The sequence below is a fragment of the Gillisella taibaishanensis genome (assembly GCF_001938985.1).
Taxonomy (GTDB): Bacteria; Pseudomonadota; Alphaproteobacteria; order Rhizobiales; family Rhizobiaceae; genus Allorhizobium; species Allorhizobium taibaishanense.
The window spans coordinates 405-21,500 of sequence record NZ_MKIN01000025.1; the positions used below are offsets into that span (position 1 = coordinate 405).

The 21,096-nt window shown below is 57.2% G+C and carries 19 protein-coding genes, 1 tRNA gene and 1 pseudogene; 17 read left to right on the plus strand and 4 right to left on the minus strand.

Features of this window, described 5'->3' with window-relative positions:
* The 13 genes from BJF91_RS20680 to rpoC form a co-directional block, all read left to right on the plus strand.
* On the plus strand, positions 1-126 hold a 126-nt coding region (locus BJF91_RS20680), incomplete at its 5' end, for an EF-Tu C-terminal domain-related protein (protein WP_456061821.1).
* Positions 127-549: 423 nt separating this feature from the next.
* On the plus strand, positions 550-1,242 hold the full coding sequence (locus BJF91_RS20685; protein ID WP_075616449.1) for a glycosyltransferase family protein: 693 nt from the start codon (positions 550-552) through the stop codon (positions 1,240-1,242).
* Positions 1,243-1,244: 2 nt separating this feature from the next.
* On the plus strand, positions 1,245-2,105 hold the full coding sequence (locus tag BJF91_RS20690; RefSeq protein WP_075616450.1) for a 3-deoxy-manno-octulosonate cytidylyltransferase: 861 nt from the start codon (positions 1,245-1,247) through the stop codon (positions 2,103-2,105).
* A gap of 254 nt (positions 2,106-2,359) precedes the next feature.
* Complete coding sequence (locus BJF91_RS20695) at positions 2,360-3,013, plus strand: hypothetical protein (protein WP_139310804.1); 654 nt, start codon at positions 2,360-2,362, stop codon at positions 3,011-3,013.
* A gap of 133 nt (positions 3,014-3,146) precedes the next feature.
* Positions 3,147-3,222: transfer RNA gene (locus BJF91_RS20700), tRNA-Trp, on the plus strand.
* Between the two features lie 177 nt (positions 3,223-3,399).
* Positions 3,400-3,600 (plus strand): preprotein translocase subunit SecE, encoded by a 201-nt coding sequence (secE, locus tag BJF91_RS20705; RefSeq protein WP_075616452.1) that lies wholly within the window; start codon positions 3,400-3,402, stop codon positions 3,598-3,600.
* A 16-nt stretch (positions 3,601-3,616) separates the two neighbouring features.
* Entirely contained in the window at positions 3,617-4,147 is a 531-nt protein-coding gene (nusG, locus tag BJF91_RS20710; RefSeq protein WP_075616453.1) for a transcription termination/antitermination protein NusG, read from the plus strand.
* A gap of 140 nt (positions 4,148-4,287) precedes the next feature.
* A complete protein-coding gene (gene rplK, locus BJF91_RS20715; RefSeq protein WP_075616454.1) occupies positions 4,288-4,719 on the plus strand; it encodes a 50S ribosomal protein L11 in 432 nt (143 codons plus the stop codon).
* A gap of 2 nt (positions 4,720-4,721) precedes the next feature.
* Positions 4,722-5,417 (plus strand): 50S ribosomal protein L1, encoded by a 696-nt coding sequence (gene rplA / locus BJF91_RS20720; RefSeq protein ID WP_075616455.1) that lies wholly within the window; start codon positions 4,722-4,724, stop codon positions 5,415-5,417.
* A gap of 342 nt (positions 5,418-5,759) precedes the next feature.
* Positions 5,760-6,278, plus strand: a complete 519-nt coding sequence (gene rplJ, locus BJF91_RS20725) for a 50S ribosomal protein L10 (protein ID WP_075616456.1) — start codon at positions 5,760-5,762, stop codon at positions 6,276-6,278.
* A 68-nt stretch (positions 6,279-6,346) separates the two neighbouring features.
* Entirely contained in the window at positions 6,347-6,721 is a 375-nt protein-coding gene (gene rplL / locus BJF91_RS20730; protein ID WP_070150352.1) for a 50S ribosomal protein L7/L12, read from the plus strand.
* A 248-nt stretch (positions 6,722-6,969) separates the two neighbouring features.
* Positions 6,970-11,109, plus strand: a complete 4,140-nt coding sequence (gene rpoB / locus BJF91_RS20735; protein WP_075616457.1) for a DNA-directed RNA polymerase subunit beta — start codon at positions 6,970-6,972, stop codon at positions 11,107-11,109.
* A gap of 182 nt (positions 11,110-11,291) precedes the next feature.
* Complete coding sequence (rpoC, locus tag BJF91_RS20740) at positions 11,292-15,503, plus strand: DNA-directed RNA polymerase subunit beta' (protein ID WP_075616458.1); 4,212 nt, start codon at positions 11,292-11,294, stop codon at positions 15,501-15,503.
* A gap of 67 nt (positions 15,504-15,570) precedes the next feature.
* On the opposite strand, the gene BJF91_RS20745 is transcribed toward rpoC, so the two are convergent.
* The 4 genes from BJF91_RS20745 to BJF91_RS24875 form a co-directional block, all read right to left on the minus strand.
* On the minus strand, positions 15,571-16,278 hold the full coding sequence (locus tag BJF91_RS20745; RefSeq protein WP_075616461.1) for an acid phosphatase: 708 nt from the start codon (positions 16,276-16,278) through the stop codon (positions 15,571-15,573).
* A 133-nt stretch (positions 16,279-16,411) separates the two neighbouring features.
* Positions 16,412-16,846, minus strand: coding sequence for an NUDIX hydrolase (locus BJF91_RS20750; RefSeq protein ID WP_075616462.1), 435 nt, complete (start codon positions 16,844-16,846; stop codon positions 16,412-16,414).
* A gap of 10 nt (positions 16,847-16,856) precedes the next feature.
* The gene (locus BJF91_RS20755) at positions 16,857-17,150 is read right to left on the minus strand and encodes a transcriptional regulator (protein WP_075616463.1); all 294 of its coding nucleotides are present in this window, start codon (positions 17,148-17,150) and stop codon (positions 16,857-16,859) included.
* Between the two features lie 269 nt (positions 17,151-17,419).
* Entirely contained in the window at positions 17,420-17,860 is a 441-nt protein-coding gene (locus BJF91_RS24875) for a hypothetical protein (RefSeq protein WP_139310805.1), read from the minus strand.
* 27 nt (positions 17,861-17,887) lie between these two features.
* Here BJF91_RS24875 and rpsL point away from each other — a divergent pair, with 27 nt between their 5' ends.
* From rpsL to BJF91_RS25190, 4 genes and pseudogenes are all read left to right on the plus strand, one after another.
* Positions 17,888-18,259 carry a 30S ribosomal protein S12 gene (gene rpsL / locus BJF91_RS20760; protein WP_003507760.1) on the plus strand — a complete coding sequence of 124 codons (372 nt, stop codon included), beginning with the start codon at positions 17,888-17,890 and terminating at the stop codon, positions 18,257-18,259.
* Positions 18,260-18,341: 82 nt separating this feature from the next.
* Positions 18,342-18,812 (plus strand): 30S ribosomal protein S7, encoded by a 471-nt coding sequence (gene rpsG / locus BJF91_RS20765; protein ID WP_075616459.1) that lies wholly within the window; start codon positions 18,342-18,344, stop codon positions 18,810-18,812.
* A gap of 34 nt (positions 18,813-18,846) precedes the next feature.
* Positions 18,847-20,946, plus strand: coding sequence for an elongation factor G (fusA, locus tag BJF91_RS20770; protein WP_075616460.1), 2,100 nt, complete (start codon positions 18,847-18,849; stop codon positions 20,944-20,946).
* Between the two features lie 71 nt (positions 20,947-21,017).
* Positions 21,018-21,096 (plus strand): annotated as a pseudogene (locus BJF91_RS25190) (GTP-binding protein); the annotation flags it as partial.

Sequence of the window (21,096 nt, forward strand, 5' to 3'; positions counted from 1 at the left end):
GGCGACAACGTCACGGTTCAGGTTGAGCTGATCGTTCCGATCGCGATGGAAGAAAAGCTGCGCTTCGCTATCCGCGAAGGCGGCCGTACCGTCGGCGCCGGCATCGTCGCGTCGATCATCGAGTAATGGTCGATGCGTCGGTGGCGAAAGCTGCCGACGCACTTAAGGAGTGCAAATGGCGCGCAAGCGCGATTTGCACGCGGCGCCGGCATCGTCGCCTCGATCATCGAGTAAACAATGCCTTACGCTTTCTAGGAAGCGCGAAGACAGATTTGGAGCCCTGCCGGAAACGGCGGGGCTTTTTTGTTGCCATAAACGCGACTTTGATCATGTCTTTCCTCACCGGAGAAAATTTCACGATCCGATTTCTTGCTTTTTCATGAATTCGCTGTGGACCCATGTCGCAAACCGCTTATGCGGTCGCTGTCTGCCTTAAAATTTCCAAATGCTTGGAGAGCATAGACTTGATGGGCTTTTGCTTATGCGCAAGATCGCTTAAGTAGGGCGCCATCGCTTAAGTAGGGCGCCATCGCAGATGATTTCAGGAGTATGATCGTGGACAAGAAGCTTCGAATTTATATCGGCTTTGATTCCAAGGAAGTGGTGGCCTACCACGTGCTGGTTCAGAGTATTCTTGAACACTCGAGTTTGCCGGTTGAGTTCACGCCGATCGTACTCGACAATCTGCGCGGCATCTTCACCCGTGAGCGCAATCCGCTGCAGTCTACGGAATTCTCCTTCTCCCGCTTCCTGGTGCCTTATCTGAGTGACTACCAGGGCTGGAGCCTGTTCATGGACTGCGATATGCTCGCCCGCGCCGATTTGGCCGAGCTCTGGGCGCTGCGTGACGACCAATATGCAGTGATGTGCGTGAAGCATGATTACCAGCCCAAGATCGAAACCAAGTTTCTCGGCCAAGCCCAGACGAAGTACGAGAAGAAGAACTGGTCGAGCGTCATGATGTTCAACAATGCCAAGTGCACAGCGCTGACAAAAGACTATGTTAACACCGCCTCAGGCCTGCAATTGCATCAGTTCAAGTGGCTCGAGAGCGACGATATGATTGGCGGACTCCCGGTCCATTGGAATTATCTCGTCAACGAATATGATCACGACCCGGCGGCAAAGATCGTGCATTTCACAGATGGTGGACCTTATTTTGATCAGTATAAGAATGACGATTACGCGGATGAGTGGTTTGCGACACGCGAACGAATGCTTCATGTGACGCAGAGCCTCTGATCATGGACGCATCTGTCGAGACCGGCTTGCCAGCCAACACCGCCGGCATTCAGGCCTATTCGGACTGGAAGGCACTCCTGTCGCGCTTTACCCACATCGTCCTTGTCGCCAACAGTGACGAAGCCAATGTCGAGCGGCTGCGTAGTGACCTGCCGAACACGGCGCTGTTCGTGTTTTTCAACAAGGCCTACAAGATCCTCGACAAGCCTTTCGATCGACCGGCGCTGCTGGTCGCCCGCAGCGGCTCTGTGGGCGCCAATATCGTCTATCGCAAGGAAGTCAGGGATGTGCTCGCCTATTTCCCTGGTGAGACCTTCCTCGGGGTGATGAACATCCGCGCTCATCCCGGCGAACTGTTCAGTGAGGCAGTCAACTTTCATGGCGCTCCGGTTGGCCACCTCGACCTATCCACTCATTTTGCCAGTTTCTATCCTTCGGATCACATCCCCACGAGCGGCTTTGCTATGGCCCTGTGGCTTAAGGAGTATCTGCCTGATACCGCCATCTGGCTCGACGGGTTCTCGGCTAAACGCAGCGAAAAATGGAAGGTTTTCCACCTGCATGACTGGACATTTGAGCAAGTCGTACTGCGGCTGTTCATTCACTCGGGTAAACTGATTACGCCTGGGGCGGCAGAAAAAAATGCCTATGCAGCCCTGCTGGAGCGATTCCCTGACCTGAGCGAGGGGCTGGTGGCTCTCTCCGCTGCCGATGTGCTCGCAAGCCGTCTTGAAGGCGCGAATAAGGAAATCGACAAACTTATATCGGTCACCAAGGGACTACGCTGGTTTTACCTGCTATCGAAAAAGCTAAAGCCGAAGACCCGCAAGCAGCGGCTCAACGCAAAAAGGAATGGCAGCTGATCGGTTTCACTGCTGCAACGCAAAAACGTGATTTGCGACAGGGGTGACGGAAAATGTATAGTGTTTTGACTATTTCCGCCGTCCCGCCCTTGGAGTTTGTCAGGGAACAGTGACTACCGGTTTTCCCGTGCCGACAAACAAGCCAAAACGTGGGTATCTGTCTGGGTTTATCTGAGACGGAAGGCCGCGAGGGTAGATGTACCGACCCGGTGCATAAAGGGGCAAAGCCCACACCAACACATGAAGATGCATCAATGATTCGTCTAATGTGCGCGGTTGCGATTGCGCCTGCCTTCTTCCTAACTGTTCTTCAACCTGCTCTCTCTGCCGACTTCGGTCGTCCGCTGATCTGGAGTGTATCGCGCAACGGCACCAACGGAGTCGCGATCCAGACCGGTGTGCAATTGCGCAATGAGTACGAGCCGAAGCTCGGAATGGATACCTCGATTATCGCCACCAAGAGTGGCCAGGTGGATGGCTCGACATTGCCGATTCGGCTGTGGGGGCAGCTTCGGCTGGAGGGCAATGACCGTGCGGATGGCCCGATAACCTTTGTCAGCACCAGCTTCACGCCAGCCGATGGCGGATCGAGTGTGGCGATGGAGCGGGTTTGGAACTGGACAATCAGTCCAGACCTGACGCTTGGCTCCTCACGGGTGCTGAAGGTGAGGCGGGTGAGCGGCGAGGGGGCAGGCTTTGCGGCCAGTCAGAGACTTGACCTGTCTATGCCGGATTGGTCGGCCTCGGTTTACAGCGAAGCAGCAATCGATCAACTGGACGCGACGACGACAGGATCGATTGGCTTGGAGAAGACCCTATTCGGCAATGTCAATCTTTCTGCGTCGATGAACAACTTGCTTGACGCTCCCTCAACAACCTTCAATGCGAGCTACCGCCGCCACTGGTGAGGAATTGGTGGAGGAAAATTGGAAATTGTCCGCGAAGTTTCAAAAATCCCTCTTGCCATTCTCGGCCGGGCGTCTTAAACGGAGCCCCACGCATCGGACGGCAAGGCGGCTTTCGCCAGTCGGTCCAGCAGTTAGGGGTATAGCTCAGTTGGTAGAGCGGCGGTCTCCAAAACCGCAGGTCGTCGGTTCAAGCCCGGCTGCCCCTGCCATGTTCCGGACCTTCACGGCATGTCTTCGTCACGATCCGGCTAACATGATGAAATTTATTAAGCGGCGGTTTTGCTCTTGTTAAAGTGAGAATCGGCGTTTATGTAACACTTAAACAGACACGCGGTGCGTGGGGCTGATCTGATCAGCTTTACGCGCCGTAAATGCGTGGGCATTAGATGGCATCGAAGACTAATCCATTTGCGTTTCTGCAGCAGGTTCGCGCTGAAACGTCCAAAGTCACCTGGCCGTCGCGCCGCGAGACTGTGATCTCGACGTTGATGGTTCTGGCAATGGTTATTTTTGCCTCGCTGTTTTTCTTTGCGGCGGATCAGGTGATTGGCTGGGTTTTGAGCCTCGTCCTGAATCTCGGCAATTAATAGGACGGGAACGAACATGGCTGCACGTTGGTATATCGTCCACGCATATTCGAATTTTGAGAAGAAGGTCGCGGAATCGATCGAGGAAAAAGCTCGCCAGAAGGGGCTTGAGCATCTCTTCGAAAAGATCCTGGTTCCCACAGAAAAGGTTGTCGAAGTCCGCCGCGGCCGCAAGGTTGATAGTGAGCGCAAGTTTTTCCCCGGTTACGTGCTGGTGCGGGCGAACTTGACCGATGAAGCCTATCACCTGATCAAGAATACGCCGAAGGTCACCGGCTTCCTTGGTTCCGATAATAAGCCGGTTCCGATTCCGGATTATGAAGCCGACCGTATTCTCGGTCAGGTTCAGGAGGGGGTCGAGCGGCCGAAGTCGTCGCTGTCCTTCGAGATCGGCGAACAGGTTCGCGTTTCCGACGGTCCCTTCGCATCCTTCAACGGTGTTGTTCAGGATGTGGATGAGGAGCGGTCGCGCCTTAAGGTCGAAGTTTCGATCTTCGGTCGCGCTACGCCCGTCGAACTGGAATACAGTCAGGTCGAAAAGGTCTGATTGCTGGGGTTCGCCCCGTTTCGCGTGGGAGTGCGGCGGTCTCTTAAGCCGGACCGTTCAAACGTACCACGCAACCGCAGCCGCCGGCATGTCCGGCATGAATGGGTCGGGTAACCGGCCTCACAACGAAAGGCAGAGAAATGGCTAAAAAAGTTGCAGGCCAGCTCAAGCTGCAGGTCAAGGCAGGGTCCGCTAACCCGTCCCCGCCAATTGGTCCTGCGCTCGGTCAGCGTGGCATTAACATCATGGAATTCTGCAAGGCGTTCAACGCCGCGACGCAGGAAATGGAAAAGGGTATGCCGATCCCGGTCGTCATCACCTATTACCAGGACAAGTCCTTCACCTTCGCTATGAAGCAGCCGCCGGTTACCTACTGGCTGAAGAAGGAAGCAAAGATCCAGTCCGGTTCCAAGACGCCTGGCAAGGGCGCTAAGGTCGGCACCATCACCAAGGCTCAGGTCCGTGCAATTGCCGAAGGCAAGATGAAGGATCTGAACGCGGCTGATATCGAAGGCGCAATGCTGATGGTCGAGGGCTCTGCCCGCTCCATGGGCCTGGAAGTGGTGGCTTGATCATGGCAAAGGTTGCAAAGCGTATTCAGAAGATCCGCGAAGGCGTGGATCCGACCAAGCTGGTTGCCCTCACCGACGCCATTTCGATGGTTAAGGAACGTGCGACGGCCAAGTTCGACGAAACCGTTGAAATCGCCATGAACCTCGGCGTTGATCCGCGTCATGCTGACCAGATGGTCCGCGGCGTTGTTAACCTGCCGAACGGCACTGGCCGTGACGTTCGCGTTGCCGTTTTCGCACGTGGCGCCAAGGCTGATGAAGCCCGCGCTGCCGGCGCTGAAGTGGTTGGCGCCGAAGACCTGGTCGAAATCGTCCAGGGCGGCAAGATCGACTTCGACCGTTGCATCGCGACCCCTGACATGATGCCGCTCGTCGGCCGTCTCGGTAAGGTTCTCGGCCCGCGTGGCATGATGCCGAACCCTAAGGTCGGTACGGTCACCATGGACGTTGCTGGTGCTGTCAAGGCATCCAAGGGCGGCGCTGTTGAATTCCGTGTCGAAAAGGCCGGTATTATTCACGCCGGTATCGGCAAGGCCTCCTTCGACGCCAAGGCGCTCGAAGAAAACATCAAGGCTTTCGCTGACGCCGTCATCAAGGCGAAGCCGGCTGGTGCAAAGGGCAACTACGTCAAGCGCGTGGCGATTTCCTCGACCATGGGCCCGGGCGTCAAGATCGACCCTTCGTCGGTTACCGCATAAGTTTCGCGGGGTGCATTAGCCCCGTTTTCAAGAATTCCCGGTCCTTTGGGACCGGGAATGTCCGGTTAACGCCGGATTTCCTGTCCGAGATTGTGGGCGGCTTTAGAGCCTTAATATCTGCCTGCATGAGACGGGTAAGACCCGAAATTCTTCTCCGACGCTAAGGCGTCGCGAAGTGTCGGTTCGAGCCTTGTGTGCCTTGTGCCTGAAACCTTCGGGTGACAGTGCGGGGGGACAGGATCCTCAAGCGTCGCTTGGGATCTGATAATATTAGATCCCTTGAGGCAAAGGCAAACCCGATGGGGCCTGCAGGATTGCGGTCCCGTCTACTGGAGACAGACAGTGGAAAGAGCGGAAAAACGCGAATTCGTCACAGAACTGAACGAAGTCTTCAAGGCTTCTGGTTCGGTTGTTGTGGCCCACTATGCTGGTGTCACGGTTGCGCAGATGAACGACTTCCGTTCAAAAATGCGCGCTGCTGGCGGCACCGTCAAAGTCGCGAAGAACCGTCTGGCCAAGATCGCTCTTCAGGGCACGGAGTCGGAAGGGATGACAGATCTCTTCAAGGGCCAGACGCTGATTGCTTACAGCGTCGACCCGATCACGGCTCCGAAAGTCGTCATGGATTTTGCCAAGACCAACGACAAGCTCGTTGTTCTCGGTGGTTCCATGGGAACAACCACTCTCTCCGTGGATGCAGTCAAGTCGCTCGCGACCCTGCCTTCGCTGGATGAGCTGCGTGCAAAGCTGCTGGGCATGATCCAGACTCCGGCTACCCGCATCGCAGGCGTTGTTCAGGCACCGGCAGCTCAGCTTGCTCGCGTGTTTGCGGCCTATGCCAAGAAGGACGAAGCCGCGTAAGGCGGTTTTTCGCTGTTCATACCCAAACCAGTTCGTTTCGAACCGAACACTGACAAAGGACTAGTAAAATGGCTGATCTCGCTAAGATCGTAGAAGACCTCTCCTCTTTGACCGTTCTGGAAGCTGCTGAGCTTTCCAAGCTGCTCGAAGAAAAGTGGGGCGTTTCTGCAGCTGCTCCTGTAGCTGTTGCTGCTGCTGGCGGCGCTGCTGCTGCAGTTGTTGAAGAAGAAAAGACCGAGTTTGACGTTATCCTCACGGATGCCGGCGCAAACAAGATCAACGTCATCAAGGAAGTTCGCGCTATCACGGGCCTCGGCCTGAAGGAAGCCAAGGACCTCGTTGAAGGCGCTCCGAAGGCCGTCAAGGAAGCCGTTTCGAAGGCTGAAGCTGCCGACCTCAAGAAGAAGCTTGAAGACGCTGGCGCCAAGGTCGACGTCAAGTAATTCAGACTTCGGCTCCGGTTGGGTTCGCCCTTCCGGAGCCGGGTTCCTGGTGGAAATCATTACCCAAAAGCCGGTAAAACGGCTTTTGGGTAATGGGTTCTCAAGAGGATGGTTCCGATCAGACGCTCAAGGCAAACCGGCCTGGCCCTCTGAACTGGAACGAGATTGATGATCCATGATTGACGGTACCGCCTGGCCAGCGGTTTCCGTCTGTTGCAGGCCCGGGTGCAAACTGACAAGGAGCGACGATGGCTCAGACCCTTTCCTTTAACGGTCGCAGGCGCGTACGCAAGTTTTTCGGAAAAATTCCAGAAGTCGCAGAAATGCCGAACCTCATCGAGGTTCAGAAGGCATCTTATGATCAGTTCCTCATGGTTGACGAGCCCGAAGGCGGTCGTCCCGACGAGGGGCTGCAAACCGTTTTCAAGTCCGTCTTCCCGATCACCGACTTTTCCGGTGCCTCGATGCTGGAATTCGTGTCCTACGAATTCGAGCCGCCGAAGTTTGACGTTGACGAATGCCGCCAGCGCGACCTGACCTATGCCGCACCTTTGAAGGTGACGCTGCGCCTGATCGTGTTCGATATCGATGAGGATACGGGCGCCCGCTCGATCAAGGACATCAAGGAACAGTCGGTCTATATGGGCGACATGCCGTTGATGACCAACAACGGTACCTTCATCGTCAACGGTACCGAGCGCGTTATCGTTTCGCAGATGCACCGCTCGCCGGGCGTATTCTTCGACCACGACAAGGGCAAGAGCCATTCCTCGGGCAAGCTGCTGTTTGCTGCCCGCGTGATCCCCTACCGTGGTTCCTGGCTCGATATCGAATTCGACGCCAAGGACATCGTTCACGCCCGTATCGACCGTCGCCGCAAGATCCCCGCGACCTCGCTGCTGATGGCGCTGGGCATGGACGGCGAAGAGATCCTGTCGACCTTCTATTCGAAGTCGAACTATCAGCGCGACGGCAAGGGATGGCGCGTGCCGTTCCAGCCGGAGACCCTGAAGGGTTCCAAGACGCTGTCCGACATGATTGACGCCGATAGTGGCGAAGTGGTCGTCGAAGCCGGCAAGAAGCTGACACCGCGTCTGCTGCGCCAGCTGCAGGACAAGGGCCTGAAGGCTCTGCGCGCTACCGACGAAGACCTCTACGGCAACTATCTGGCTGAAGACATCGTCAATTTCGCAACCGGCGAGATCTATCTCGAAGCCGGCGACGAAATCGATGAAAAGACGCTGCCGATCATTCTCGACGCAGGCTTCGAAGAGATTCCGGTTCTCGGCATCGACCATATCAATGTCGGCGCTTATATCCGCAACACGCTGGCTGCAGACAAGAACGAGAACCGTCAGGACGCACTGTTCGACATCTACCGCGTCATGCGTCCGGGTGAGCCGCCGACCATGGATTCGGCTGAAGCCATGTTCAACTCGCTGTTCTTCGATGCCGAGCGCTACGATCTCTCGGCCGTTGGCCGCGTGAAGATGAACATGCGTCTCGATCTCGATGTCGCCGATACCGTTCGCGTTCTGCGCAAGGAAGACATCCTGGCCGTCGTCAAGATGCTTGTCGAACTGCGTGACGGCAAGGGGGAAATCGACGATATTGACAACCTCGGAAACCGCCGTGTCCGTTCGGTCGGCGAGCTGATGGAAAACCAGTATCGCCTCGGCCTGCTGCGCATGGAGCGCGCTATCAAGGAGCGCATGTCGTCGATTGAAATCGACACGGTCATGCCGCAGGATCTGATCAACGCCAAGCCGGCGGCCGCTGCCGTTCGCGAATTCTTCGGCTCCTCGCAGCTGTCGCAGTTCATGGACCAGGTGAACCCGCTGTCGGAAATCACTCACAAGCGTCGTCTTTCGGCTCTTGGACCGGGTGGTCTGACCCGCGAGCGCGCCGGCTTCGAAGTCCGCGACGTTCATCCGACGCACTATGGCCGTATCTGCCCGATCGAAACGCCTGAAGGCCCGAATATCGGTCTGATCAACTCGCTGGCCACCTTCGCACGGGTCAACAAGTACGGCTTCATCGAAAGCCCGTATCGTAAGATCATCGACGGCGTCGTGACGAAGGACGTTATCTATCTTTCAGCAATGGAAGAGGCCAAGTACTACGTCGCCCAGGCGAACGCCGAGCTTTCCCCAGAGGGACAGTTCGTCGAGGAATTCGTCGTTTGCCGTCATGCCGGCGAAGTCATGCTGTCACCGCGCGACACCATCAACCTGATGGACGTTTCGCCGAAGCAGCTCGTCTCCGTCGCAGCTGCGCTTATTCCGTTCCTGGAAAACGACGACGCCAACCGCGCGCTCATGGGCTCCAACATGCAGCGTCAGGCCGTGCCGCTTCTGCGTGCCGAAGCCCCGTTCGTCGGGACCGGCATGGAGCCGATCGTTGCGCGTGACTCCGGTGCTGCCATTGCTGCCCGTCGCGGCGGCGTGGTCGACCAGGTCGACGCAACACGTATCGTTATCCGCGCCACTGAGGATCTCGATCCGTCGAAGTCTGGCGTCGATATCTACCGGCTGCAGAAGTTCCAGCGTTCGAACCAGAACACCTGCGTCAACCAGCGTCCGCTGGTCGCCGTCGGCGATATCCTGAACAAGGGCGACATCATTGCGGACGGTCCGTCGACCGACCTCGGCGATCTCGCGCTCGGCCGCAATGCGCTGGTCGCGTTCATGCCCTGGAACGGCTACAACTATGAGGACTCGATCCTCATGTCGGAACGTATCGTATCGGAAGATGTCTTCACCTCGATCCATATCGAGGAATTCGAAGTCATGGCCCGTGACACGAAGCTCGGTCCGGAAGAAATCACCCGCGACATTCCGAACGTTTCGGAAGAAGCGCTGCGCAACCTCGACGAAGCCGGTATTGTCTATATCGGTGCTGAGGTTCAGCCGGGTGACATTCTCGTCGGCAAGATCACGCCGAAGGGCGAAAGCCCGATGACGCCGGAAGAAAAGCTTCTGCGCGCCATCTTCGGTGAAAAGGCCTCCGACGTGCGTGACACGTCGATGCGCATGCCGCCGGGTACGTTCGGTACCATCGTTGAGGTTCGCGTTTTCAACCGCCACGGCGTTGAAAAGGACGAGCGCGCTATGGCGATCGAACGCGAGGAAATCGAACGCCTCGCCAAAGACCGCGACGACGAACAGGCTATCCTGGACCGAAACGTCTATGGCCGTCTGCTCGACATGCTGCGTGGCCAGATCGCGATTGCCGGTCCGAAGGGCTTCAAGAAGGGCGTCGAGCTCAACAATTCCGTCATCTCGGAATATCCGCGTTCGCAATGGTGGATGTTCGCAGTCGAGAACGAAAAGGTTCAGAGCGAGCTCGAAGCCCTGCGTGGTCAGTACGACGAATCCAAGTCGCGCCTTGAACAGCGCTTCATGGACAAGGTCGAGAAGGTCCAGCGCGGCGATGAAATGCCTCCGGGCGTGATGAAGATGGTCAAGGTCTTCGTCGCCGTGAAGCGCAAGATCCAGCCGGGCGACAAGATGGCCGGCCGTCATGGTAACAAGGGCGTTGTCTCGCGCATCGTTCCGGTCGAGGACATGCCGTTCCTCGAAGACGGTACGCATGTCGATATCGTGCTGAACCCGCTGGGCGTGCCTTCGCGCATGAACGTCGGTCAGATCCTCGAAACCCATCTGGCCTGGGCTTGCGCCGGTATGGGCCGGAAGATCGGCCAGATGCTCGAGGATTACCAGAAGCATCACGACATCACCGAACTGCGCACCGAACTGGTTGATCTCTACGCCAGCGAGTCGCATGACGAAGTGTCGAGGTTCGACGACGACTCGCTGCTGCGTCTTGCCGATCAGGCCAAGCGCGGCGTATCCATCGCCACGCCGGTCTTCGACGGTGCGCATGAGAGCGACGTTTCGGCGATGCTGACCCGCGCGGGCCTGCATACGTCCGGCCAGTCGGTGCTCTATGATGGACGTACCGGTGAAGCTTTCGACCGCAAGGTCACCGTCGGCTACATGTACATGATCAAGCTCAACCACTTGGTTGACGACAAGATCCATGCACGCTCGATCGGTCCTTACTCGCTCGTCACCCAGCAGCCGCTCGGTGGTAAGGCGCAGTTCGGCGGTCAGCGGTTCGGGGAAATGGAAGTCTGGGCTCTGGAAGCCTACGGCGCCGCCTACACCCTGCAGGAAATGCTGACGGTGAAATCCGACGACGTGGCCGGCCGTACGAAGGTCTATGAAGCCATCGTTCGTGGTGACGATACGTTCGAAGCCGGTATTCCGGAAAGCTTCAACGTTCTCGTCAAGGAAATGCGGTCGCTTGGTCTGTCGGTTGAGCTGGAAAATTCCAAGCTCGAAACGGCTGACGGTGCCAATCCGTTACCGGACGCTGCGGAATAACAGTGACAGTGGGGCGCGCGCATTGAGATGCGCGCGCCGTCCCCCGCCGGCTGTAGATAGCAACCGGCGCGGGACTTTTGCCGCATTTCGCGGTTATTGTCGTTTAGGGCGTGGAGCGGCTTCCCGGGAAGGGCCGCATCCGCTGCCAAGCTGAGGGCTTAAGGCCCCACAAGGAGATAGGCATGAACCAAGAGGTCATGAACCTTTTCAATCCGCAGGTCCCTGCGCAGCATTTCGATTCCATCCGGATTTCGATCGCTTCGCCGGAGAAGATCCTGTCCTGGTCGTATGGCGAAATCAAAAAGCCTGAGACCATCAACTACCGCACGTTCAAGCCGGAGCGCGATGGTCTGTTCTGCGCCCGTATCTTTGGTCCTATCAAGGATTACGAATGCCTGTGCGGCAAGTACAAGCGCATGAAGTACAAGGGCATCATCTGCGAAAAGTGCGGCGTTGAAGTTACGCTGTCGCGCGTTCGCCGCGAGCGCATGGGCCATATCGAGCTCGCAGCTCCAGTTGCTCATATCTGGTTCCTGAAGTCGCTGCCGTCGCGCATCTCGACATTGCTCGACATGACGTTGAAGGATGTGGAGCGCGTTCTCTACTTCGAAAACTACATCGTCACGGAGCCGGGCCTCACCGCCCTGAAGCAGAACCAGCTTCTGTCCGAAGAAGAATACATGATGGCGGTCGATGAATATGGTGAAGACCAGTTCACCGCCATGATCGGCGCCGAAGCCATTTTCGAAATGCTGGCCTCGATGAACCTCGAGCGCATCGCCGGCGAACTGCGTCAGGACCTGGCCGACACCACGTCGGACCTGAAGCAGAAGAAGCTGATGAAGCGCCTGAAGATCGTTGAGAACTTCATGGAATCCGGCAACCGCCCGGAATGGATGATCATGAAGGTCGTTCCGGTCATCCCGCCGGACCTGCGTCCGCTGGTGCCGCTGGACGGCGGCCGCTTTGCGACATCCGACCTCAACGATCTCTACCGCCGCGTCATCAACCGTAACAACCGTCTGAAGCGGCTGATCGAACTGCGCGCGCCTGGCATCATCATCCGTAACGAAAAGCGCATGCTGCAGGAATCTGTAGACGCGCTGTTCGACAACGGCCGCCGTGGCCGCGTCATCACAGGCGCCAACAAGCGTCCGCTGAAGTCGCTGTCCGACATGTTGAAGGGCAAGCAGGGCCGCTTCCGCCAGAACCTGCTCGGCAAGCGTGTCGACTATTCCGGTCGTTCGGTCATCGTGACCGGTCCGGAACTGAAGCTGCACCAGTGCGGCCTGCCGAAGAAGATGGCGCTCGAACTGTTCAAGCCGTTCATCTACGCCCGTCTCGACGCGAAGGGTTATTCCTCGACCGTCAAGCAGGCCAAGAAGCTGGTTGAAAAGGAAAAGCCTGAAGTTTGGGATATCCTCGACGAGGTTATCCGCGAGCATCCGGTTCTTCTGAACCGCGCACCGACGCTGCACCGCCTGGGCATCCAGGCCTTCGAACCGATCCTGGTCGAAGGCAAGGCCATCCAGCTGCATCCGCTCGTTTGCACGGCCTTCAACGCCGACTTCGACGGCGACCAGATGGCTGTTCACGTGCCGCTGTCGCTGGAAGCCCAGCTCGAAGCACGCGTGCTGATGATGTCGACCAACAACATCCTGCATCCGGCAAACGGTCAGCCGATCATCGTTCCGTCTCAGGACATGGTTCTCGGCCTGTACTACCTGTCGATCCTGAACCAGAACGAGCCGGGCGAAGGCATGGTCTTCTCCGACATCGGCGAACTGCATCACGCGATCGAAAACAAGGTCGTGACGCTGCACTCGAAGATCCGCGGTCGTTTCAAGACCGTGGATGCCGAAGGCAAGCCTGTTTCGAAGATCTTCGAAACCACTCCGGGCCGTATGCTGATCGGCGAACTTCTGCCGAAGAACGTCAACGTGCCGTTCGATACCTGCAACCAGGAAATGACCAAGAAGAACATCTCCAAGATGATCGACACGGTCTACCGTCATTGCGGCCAGAAGGACACGGTGATTTTCTGCGACCGGATCATGCAGCTCGGCTTCCGTCACGCTTGTAAGGCCGGTATCTCCTTCGGCAAGGATGACATGGTCATCCCGGATTCGAAGGTGAAGATCGTCGGCGATACCGAAGCGCTGGTGAAGGAATACGAGCAGCAGTACAATGACGGCCTGATCACTCAGGGCGAAAAGTACAACAAGGTCGTCGACGCCTGGGGCAAGGCCACCGATAAGGTTGCCGAGGACATGATGACCCGCATTAAGGCGGTCGAGTTCGATCCGGAAACGGGTCGTCAGAAGCCGATGAATGCGATCTACATGATGTCTCACTCCGGCGCCCGTGGTTCTCCGAACCAGATGCGTCAGCTGGGCGGCATGCGCGGCCTTATGGCCAAGCCTTCGGGCGAAATCATCGAGACGCCGATCATCTCGAACTTCAAGGAAGGTCTGACCGTTAACGAGTACTTCAACTCGACCCACGGTGCCCGTAAGGGTCTGGCGGACACAGCCTTGAAGACCGCGAACTCCGGTTACCTGACCCGTCGTCTCGTTGACGTCGCGCAGGATTGCATCGTCAACATGGTCGATTGCGGCACCGACAAGGGCCTGACCATGACGGCGATCGTCGATGCCGGTCAGGTCGTTGCTTCGATTGGCGTCCGCGTCCTCGGACGTACCGCACTTGACGATATCGATCATCCGGTCACGGGTGAGCGGATCGTCGACGCTGGTCGCATGATCCTTGAAGCAGATGTGATCGAAATCGAAAAGGCTGGTATCCAGTCGATCCGCATTCGCTCTGCTCTGACCTGCGAAGTTCAGACGGGCGTCTGCTCGGTCTGCTACGGCCGCGACCTTGCACGTGGTACGCCTGTGAATATGGGTGAGGCCGTCGGCGTTATCGCCGCTCAGTCGATCGGTGAACCCGGTACCCAGCTGACCATGCGTACGTTCCACTTGGGTGGCACGGCAAACGTGGTCGACCAGTCGTTCCTGGAAGCGTCCTACGAAGGCACGATCCTGATCAAGAACCGCAACATGCTGCGCAATTCCGAAGGCGTCTTCGTCGCCATGGGCCGTAGCATCGCGATCACGATCCTGGACGAGCGCGGCGTGGAACGTTCCTCGCAGCGTGTTGCCTACGGCTCGAAGATCTTCGTCGACGATGGCGACAAGGTGAAGCGCGGTCAGCGTCTGGCGGAGTGGGATCCTTACACACGTCCGATGATGACCGAAGTGGAAGGTGTCGTTCATTTCGAAGACCTGGTCGACGGTATCTCGGTTCTCGAAGCGACGGACGAATCCACCGGTATCACCAAGCGTCAGGTTATCGACTGGCGTTCGACGCCACGCGGTGCGGATCTGAAGCCGGCGATCGTCATCAAGGACACCAACGGCAACGTGCTGAAGGTTCCGCGTGGGGGCGAAGCTCGCTTCCAGCTTTCGGTCGATGCGATTCTCTCGGTCGAACCCGGCCAGCGCGTCTCCCAGGGTGACGTTCTTGCTCGTTCGCCGATGGAAAGCGCCAAGACCAAGGACATCACCGGTGGTCTGCCGCGTGTTGCCGAACTGTTCGAAGCTCGTCGTCCGAAGGACCACGCCATCATCGCCGAGATCGATGGTACGATCCGCCTCGGCCGCGACTATAAGAACAAGCGTCGCGTCATCATCGAGCCGGCGGAAGACGGTGTCGAGCCTGTCGAATACCTGATCCCGAAGGGCAAGCCCTTCCACCTTCAGGAAGGCGACTATATCGAAAAGGGTGACTACATCCTCGACGGTAACCCGGCTCCGCACGACATTCTGGCGATCAAGGGCGTCGAAGCCCTGGCAAGCTACCTGGTCAACGAAATCCAGGAAGTTTACCGTCTCCAGGGCGTTGTGATTAACGACAAGCACATCGAGGTGATCGTTCGCCAGATGCTGCAGAAGGTCGAGATCACCGACAGCGGCGACAGCCAGTATATCGTCGGCGACAATGTCGACCGGATCGAGCTCGACGAAGTCAACGATCGTTTGGCGGAAGAGGGCAAGAAGCCTGCCTATGGTGATCCGGTTCTGCTCGGCATCACCAAGGCATCGCTGCAGACGCCGTCGTTCATCTCGGCCGCATCCTTCCAGGAAACCACCAAGGTTCTCACGGAAGCTGCGATTGCCGGCAAGACCGACACGCTGCAGGGCCTGAAGGAAAACGTCATCGTCGGCCGTCTGATCCCGGCTGGTACCGGTGGGACCATGACGCAGATCCGCCGCATCGCCACCTCGCGCGACGACCTCATCCTCGAGGAACGCCGCAAGGGTACGGGTGCGGATCTCGCGACACCGATGCTGCGCGATATGGCGGGCGAGGGTGCTCCGGCCGCCGAGTAATCGGTAGCCGACCCAACACGTCAAAAAGCCGCCCGGAGCGATCCGGGCGGCTTTTCTTTGATAGGTATTACATGCCGAGTTCCGCGCGCAGTTCTGCCTTCGCGGCTTCGAATTCGGACCTGTAATCCTCATGTGTCATGATGATCTGGGCAATGACGGTCCCGGAGATCCGGCCCGCTTCGATATCGCTTGGATAGTGTATGCCGCCGATGACGCGGTTTTCGCCATATTCCCAAGCGCGCCGCATGATCACATCCCGCTTTTCCGGCAGCATGTTTGACAGGACGATGCCCATCAGTGTGCCCACTGTCGTATGACCGGACGGGTAGGAACCTGATTTTGAGAGGGGGACGACCGGACGCACGAGGTCGCTATAAAGATGCGGCCGTGGTCGCTTCCACACGTCCTTGGCCGGATCGACGACGGCGCCTTCCGTTTCAACCACACGGTCGAAAAACGCCGAGAATTTCGGCAGTTTTTCCTTGGTGAATTTAGGGTTGGCGACCACATCCGCAAAGCGCCATACATTTTCTTCGGCGTCTGCTTTGGCGCGTGTCTCCATTTCAGGAGTGCGGGTCACTTGGATACGGAGGATCTCGCCAAGGTCAGCCTTCATTTGAGCCGAGTCATTTGCCGGAGGCGGGGGCAGCAGCTTCAGAAGGTCGATTTCCTTGGCGCTGGTAAACGGTTGAGCTTCGGCACCAAATGCAGGAGCAGCCAGGGTGGCTGCAATGGCAATGGCGACAGCAAAAAATCGGCTGCGATAACGGGTCATGAACATTCCTCAGATGGAGCGTAAAAGACCGCTTATAGCAGGAGAGTATTTTGCCTTGATGACAAGAATATTTGCCTGAAGCGATTGCGGTTTGGCCAATCGCCTTGTTTCGAATGTGGCTTTGCTGGAGGGCTCAAGTCGGAAGTTGGCCGATCGCCGCATCCATTTCATAACCCAGAGCAGATCGCGCTTGCTCGTAGGGTAGCCAGAAAAAGCGAAAGACAATTGCAGACGTAGAGGTCGCCGAATGGCGCTCTACGTGATCCCAGGTGTCGAGAGGCGCTTCTTTGAGCGGCAGATGAAAGAAATGGCGGTGCTGATGAATGGCGCGGCCGCCATGCTGCGCTCGATAGTGGGTGGAACGAAGAAAACTGACCGAGCTAAACGCGGTCAGTCCCGTCTCCTCAAAGAACTCACGTGTGGCCGCTGCGTCAGGGGCTTCGCCGTCTTCTATCGTTCCGCCTGGTACCTGTGGCAGTAATTCTGGAAAATCCGGCTCGACAAATACAAGCAATCGCTTTTGCCAAGTCGCGTAGACGAGTGCCTTCTCGATGATCTGCCCAGCCATCCGCTCCAATTCAGTTGAAGCGAATAATGGCGACTTCACCTTCCAGCGCGCCCTGGTAGGCTGAGGCGTGCGGCTCTTCGGCCGGCGGTTCGGTGACCATGCCAATCTGATCGAGATCCGCTTCAAGGAAGCCTTCTTCGGCCAGTGCGTTCAAGGCCTCGCGTACCGCAGAATCATCATCCGGGGCGCTGAGAAGAATGTGTAGATCGATGCCCTCGGTCCCGGCTTCCTCATAGGCCTTGGCAATGATGATGAAGACCATCGGTCCGTCCGAGTTGTTGTCGTTGTCAGGCGTCGAAATCATCATCATGTCCCTAGTCGTTATGACAAAGCCTTCAGGGCGGGAATCGCGCCAGCACAAGACCTCGTTAGTGCAAGATATCGTTATAGAGCCAACCGGTCCCGTCAAGCTGGAGCCGTCAGACGGTACGCGAATCTCGTAACTTCATGTGTAAAACCTCTTCAGGTGTCTTTCCGAAAGAGAAAGGCAGGGCAAAGGCTCGGACCTCATCTTCACGCGAACAGATCACCGTTGTAGAATCGGTCGAGTTGCCCTGTGCTCCGGCAGGCCGTTCAATAGAACGCGCATTTCCATCTTGCGATATAAAAATGCCCGCACCTGACGGCGATTTCACCTTCACCAATTGCGTCAAGCCCGAAAAAGCTCCATAAAGGTAGCCAGCTTGGATAAAGCCGGCTGCAAAGGCCGGCATGGGGCGTGGTGCGGCTATTAATTTCGCGCCATGGCTTGACGGAACGGGGCGAAAACAGTAGTACGCCCCGCATCGGAGCCAATGTGCGGTTATGATTTCTGGAGTTTTTCTCTTTGAAATTTGCCCCAAGCGAGGTTCCAAACGCACTTTGAGACATGAATGCTGCACGCATGACGCATTTCACATGCGTCCTCTGCCTTTTGTGGTCCATCCGGAAATCCGGATCGGGCCACATTTCGCGCATGGCGAAAATTGTGCGGGCACCGCCGGAAACGGCAATAGCGGGCCTGAAAAGGCTCATGTGACAAGAATTATAAGGGATGGTTCTATGCCTACCGTAAATCAGCTGATCCGCAAGCCGCGTCAGGCGCAGGTAAAGCGCAATAAGGTTCCTGCCCTGCAGGAAAACCCTCAGAAGCGTGGCGTTTGCACCCGCGTTTATACCACGACCCCGAAGAAGCCGAACTCGGCTCTGCGTAAGGTTGCCAAGATCCGTTTGACCAATGGCTTCGAAGTCATCGGCTACATTCCGGGTGAAGGCCACAACCTGCAGGAACACTCTGTCGTCATGATCCGTGGCGGCCGCGTAAAGGACTTGCCGGGCGTTCGTTACCACATCATCCGCGGCGTTCTCGATACCCAGGGTGTCAAGAACCGTAAGCAGCGCCGTTCCAAGTACGGTGCAAAGCGTCCGAAGTAAGTTCGGAAGCCATCCTGATTTTCAGCGCTGCGCGAGGTTCTCCGCGTGATAAAGCGTTCCAACCGTTGAGAGACGAAATAAAATGTCCCGTCGCCATAAAGCAGAAAAGCGTGAGATCAACCCGGACCCGAAGTTCGGCGATCTGGTCGTCACCAAGTTCATGAACGCCATCATGTTGCACGGCAAGAAGTCCGTTGCTGAAAGCATCGTTTACGGTGCCTTCGATGTCGTCCAGGCCAAGTCCAAGGCAGAGCCGATTGCAATCTTCCATCAGGCGCTTGAAAATGTCGCGCCGCATGTTGAAGTGCGTTCGCGCCGCGTTGGTGGTGCAACTTACCAGGTTCCCGTCGATGTCCGTCCGGAGCGCCGCCAGGCGCTCGCCATCCGCTGGCTGATCACTGCTGCCCGCAAGCGCAACGAGACGACCATGGTCGATCGTCTGTCCGGCGAGTTGCTTGACGCATCCAACAACCGCGGCAGCGCCGTCAAGAAGCGTGAAGACACGCACAAGATGGCCGACGCCAACCGCGCCTTCTCGCATTACCGCTGGTAATCTTAGACGATCGAATATCGAAAGGCAGTCCACTATGGCTCGCGAATATAAAATCGAAGACTACCGCAATTTCGGCATCATGGCGCATATCGACGCCGGCAAGACGACGACGACTGAGCGGATTCTCTACTACACCGGCAAGTCGCACAAGATCGGCGAAGTTCATGATGGCGCAGCCACGATGGACTGGATGGAGCAGGAGCAGGAACGCGGCATCACCATCACCTCCGCTGCGACCACGACCTACTGGAAGGGTCGCGACGGCAAGATGCGTCGCTTCAACATCATCGACACCCCCGGCCACGTCGACTTCACCATCGAAGTCGAACGTTCGCTGCGCGTGCTCGACGGTGCGATCGCTTTGCTCGATGCCAATGCCGGCGTTGAGCCGCAGACCGAAACCGTCTGGCGTCAGGCTGAAAAGTACAACGTCCCGCGGATGATCTTCTGCAACAAGATGGACAAGACCGGTGCTGACTTCTACCGCTCGGTAGAAATGATCAAGACCCGTCTTGGCGCGATCGCTGTTGTCATGCAGCTTCCGATCGGTGCGGAAACCGAGTTCAAGGGCGTTGTCGACCTTATCGAGATGAATGCTCTCGTATGGCGCGATGAGTCCCTGGGCGCCGCCTGGGACGTTGTCGAAATCCCTGATGACCTCAAGGACAAGGCTGAAGAGTATCGCGAAAAGATGATCGAACAGATCGTCGAAGTCGACGAACAGGCTATGGAAGACTATTTGAACGGCATTATGCCTGACAATGACAAGATCCGTGCCCTGGTTCGCCGCGGCACCATCGACGTCAAGTTCCATCCGATGTTCTGCGGCACCGCGTTCAAGAACAAGGGCGTTCAGCCACTTCTCGACGCCGTTGTCGAATACCTGCCGTCGCCGCTCGATATCCCGGCGATCAAGGGCATCGACTTCAAGACTGAAGCCGAAATTGAGCGTCACGCTGACGACAGCGAGCCGCTGTCCATGCTTGCGTTCAAGATCATGAACGACCCCTTCGTCGGTTCGCTGACCTTCGCCCGTATCTATTCCGGCAAGCTGGAAAAGGGCGTATCGGTCATCAACACGGTCAAGGACAAGCGCGAGCGCGTCGGCCGTATGCTGCAGATGCATTCGAACAGCCGTGAAGACATCGAAGAAGCCTTTGCCGGCGACATCGTTGCTCTTGCTGGCCTGAAGGAAACCACGACGGGTGACACGCTCTGCGATCCCCTGAAGCCGGTTATCCTTGAGCGCATGGAATTCCCCGAGCCGGTCATCCAGATCGCGATCGAGCCGAAGTCCAAGGGCGACCAAGAAAAGATGGGCCTCGCGCTCAATCGCCTCGCTGCTGAAGATCCGTCGTTCCGCGTCAAGACAGACCAGGAATCCGGCCAGACCATCATCGCCGGCATGGGCGAACTTCACCTCGACATTCTCGTTGACCGTATGCGTCGCGAGTTCAAGGTTGAAGCCACCGTCGGCGCGCCGCAGGTTGCTTACCGTGAGACGATCACGCGTCAGCACGAAGAAGATTACACGCACAAGAAGCAGTCCGGTGGTACCGGTCAGTTCGCTCGCGTCAAGATCGTCTTCGAACCGAACCCTGAAGGCGATGACTTCAAGTTCGAGTCCAAGATTGTCGGCGGTGCTGTTCCGAAGGAATACATCCCAGGCGTTCAGAAGGGCATCGAAAGCGTCTTGTCGTCTGGTCCGCTGGCCGGCTTCCCGATGCTTGGCGTTAAGGCAACGCTGCTCGACGGTGCTTTCCATGATGTCGACTCGTCGGTTCTCGCCTTCGAAATCGCCTCGCGTGCCTGCTTCCGTGAAGCAGCCAAGAAGGCTGGCGCTCAGTTGCTTGAGCCGATGATGAAGGTCGAAGTCGTGACGCCGGAAGATTATGTCGGCGACGTCATCGGCGACCTGAACTCGCGTCGTGGTCAGATCCAGGGCCAGGAACAGCGCGGCATCGCGATCGTGATCAATGCTCACGTCCCGCTTGCCAACATGTTCAAGTACGTCGACAACCTGCGCTCTATGTCCCAGGGTCGCGCTCAGTACTCGATGACCTTCGATCACTACGCGCCGGTTCCGTCGAACGTCGCTGCAGAAATCCAGGCAAAGTATTCCGGTCAGAAGTGACCGGAATACCTTCCAGCCAAACGATAAATAGAATTTCCCCCAGACGGGGATGAGATAATGGAGAGCCGAAAATGGCAAAGAGTAAGTTTGAGCGCAACAAGCCGCACGTTAACATTGGCACGATCGGCCACGTTGACCATGGCAAGACGT

Bases quoted from the DNA above. Each gene is read 5' to 3' on its own strand.
- secE (WP_075616452.1), top strand. From the start codon at position 3,400: ATGGCATCGAAGACTAATCCATTTGCGTTTCTGCAGCAGGTTCGCGCT.
- rpoC (WP_075616458.1), top strand. From the start codon at position 11,292: ATGAACCAAGAGGTCATGAACCTTTTCAATCCGCAGGTCCCTGCGCAG.
- rpsL (WP_003507760.1), top strand. From the start codon at position 17,888: ATGCCTACCGTAAATCAGCTGATCCGCAAGCCGCGTCAGGCGCAGGTA.
- BJF91_RS20695 (WP_139310804.1), top strand. From the start codon at position 2,360: ATGATTCGTCTAATGTGCGCGGTTGCGATTGCGCCTGCCTTCTTCCTA.
- rplK (WP_075616454.1), top strand. From the start codon at position 4,288: ATGGCTAAAAAAGTTGCAGGCCAGCTCAAGCTGCAGGTCAAGGCAGGG.
- BJF91_RS20685 (WP_075616449.1), top strand. From the start codon at position 550: ATGATCGTGGACAAGAAGCTTCGAATTTATATCGGCTTTGATTCCAAG.
- BJF91_RS24875 (WP_139310805.1), bottom strand. From the start codon at position 17,860: ATGAGCCTTTTCAGGCCCGCTATTGCCGTTTCCGGCGGTGCCCGCACA.
- rpsG (WP_075616459.1), top strand. From the start codon at position 18,342: ATGTCCCGTCGCCATAAAGCAGAAAAGCGTGAGATCAACCCGGACCCG.
- BJF91_RS20745 (WP_075616461.1), bottom strand. From the start codon at position 16,278: ATGACCCGTTATCGCAGCCGATTTTTTGCTGTCGCCATTGCCATTGCA.
- nusG (WP_075616453.1), top strand. From the start codon at position 3,617: ATGGCTGCACGTTGGTATATCGTCCACGCATATTCGAATTTTGAGAAG.
- rplL (WP_070150352.1), top strand. From the start codon at position 6,347: ATGGCTGATCTCGCTAAGATCGTAGAAGACCTCTCCTCTTTGACCGTT.
- rplA (WP_075616455.1), top strand. From the start codon at position 4,722: ATGGCAAAGGTTGCAAAGCGTATTCAGAAGATCCGCGAAGGCGTGGAT.
- rpoB (WP_075616457.1), top strand. From the start codon at position 6,970: ATGGCTCAGACCCTTTCCTTTAACGGTCGCAGGCGCGTACGCAAGTTT.
- fusA (WP_075616460.1), top strand. From the start codon at position 18,847: ATGGCTCGCGAATATAAAATCGAAGACTACCGCAATTTCGGCATCATG.
- BJF91_RS20755 (WP_075616463.1), bottom strand. From the start codon at position 17,150: ATGATTTCGACGCCTGACAACGACAACAACTCGGACGGACCGATGGTC.
- BJF91_RS20690 (WP_075616450.1), top strand. From the start codon at position 1,245: ATGGACGCATCTGTCGAGACCGGCTTGCCAGCCAACACCGCCGGCATT.
- BJF91_RS20750 (WP_075616462.1), bottom strand. From the start codon at position 16,846: ATGGCTGGGCAGATCATCGAGAAGGCACTCGTCTACGCGACTTGGCAA.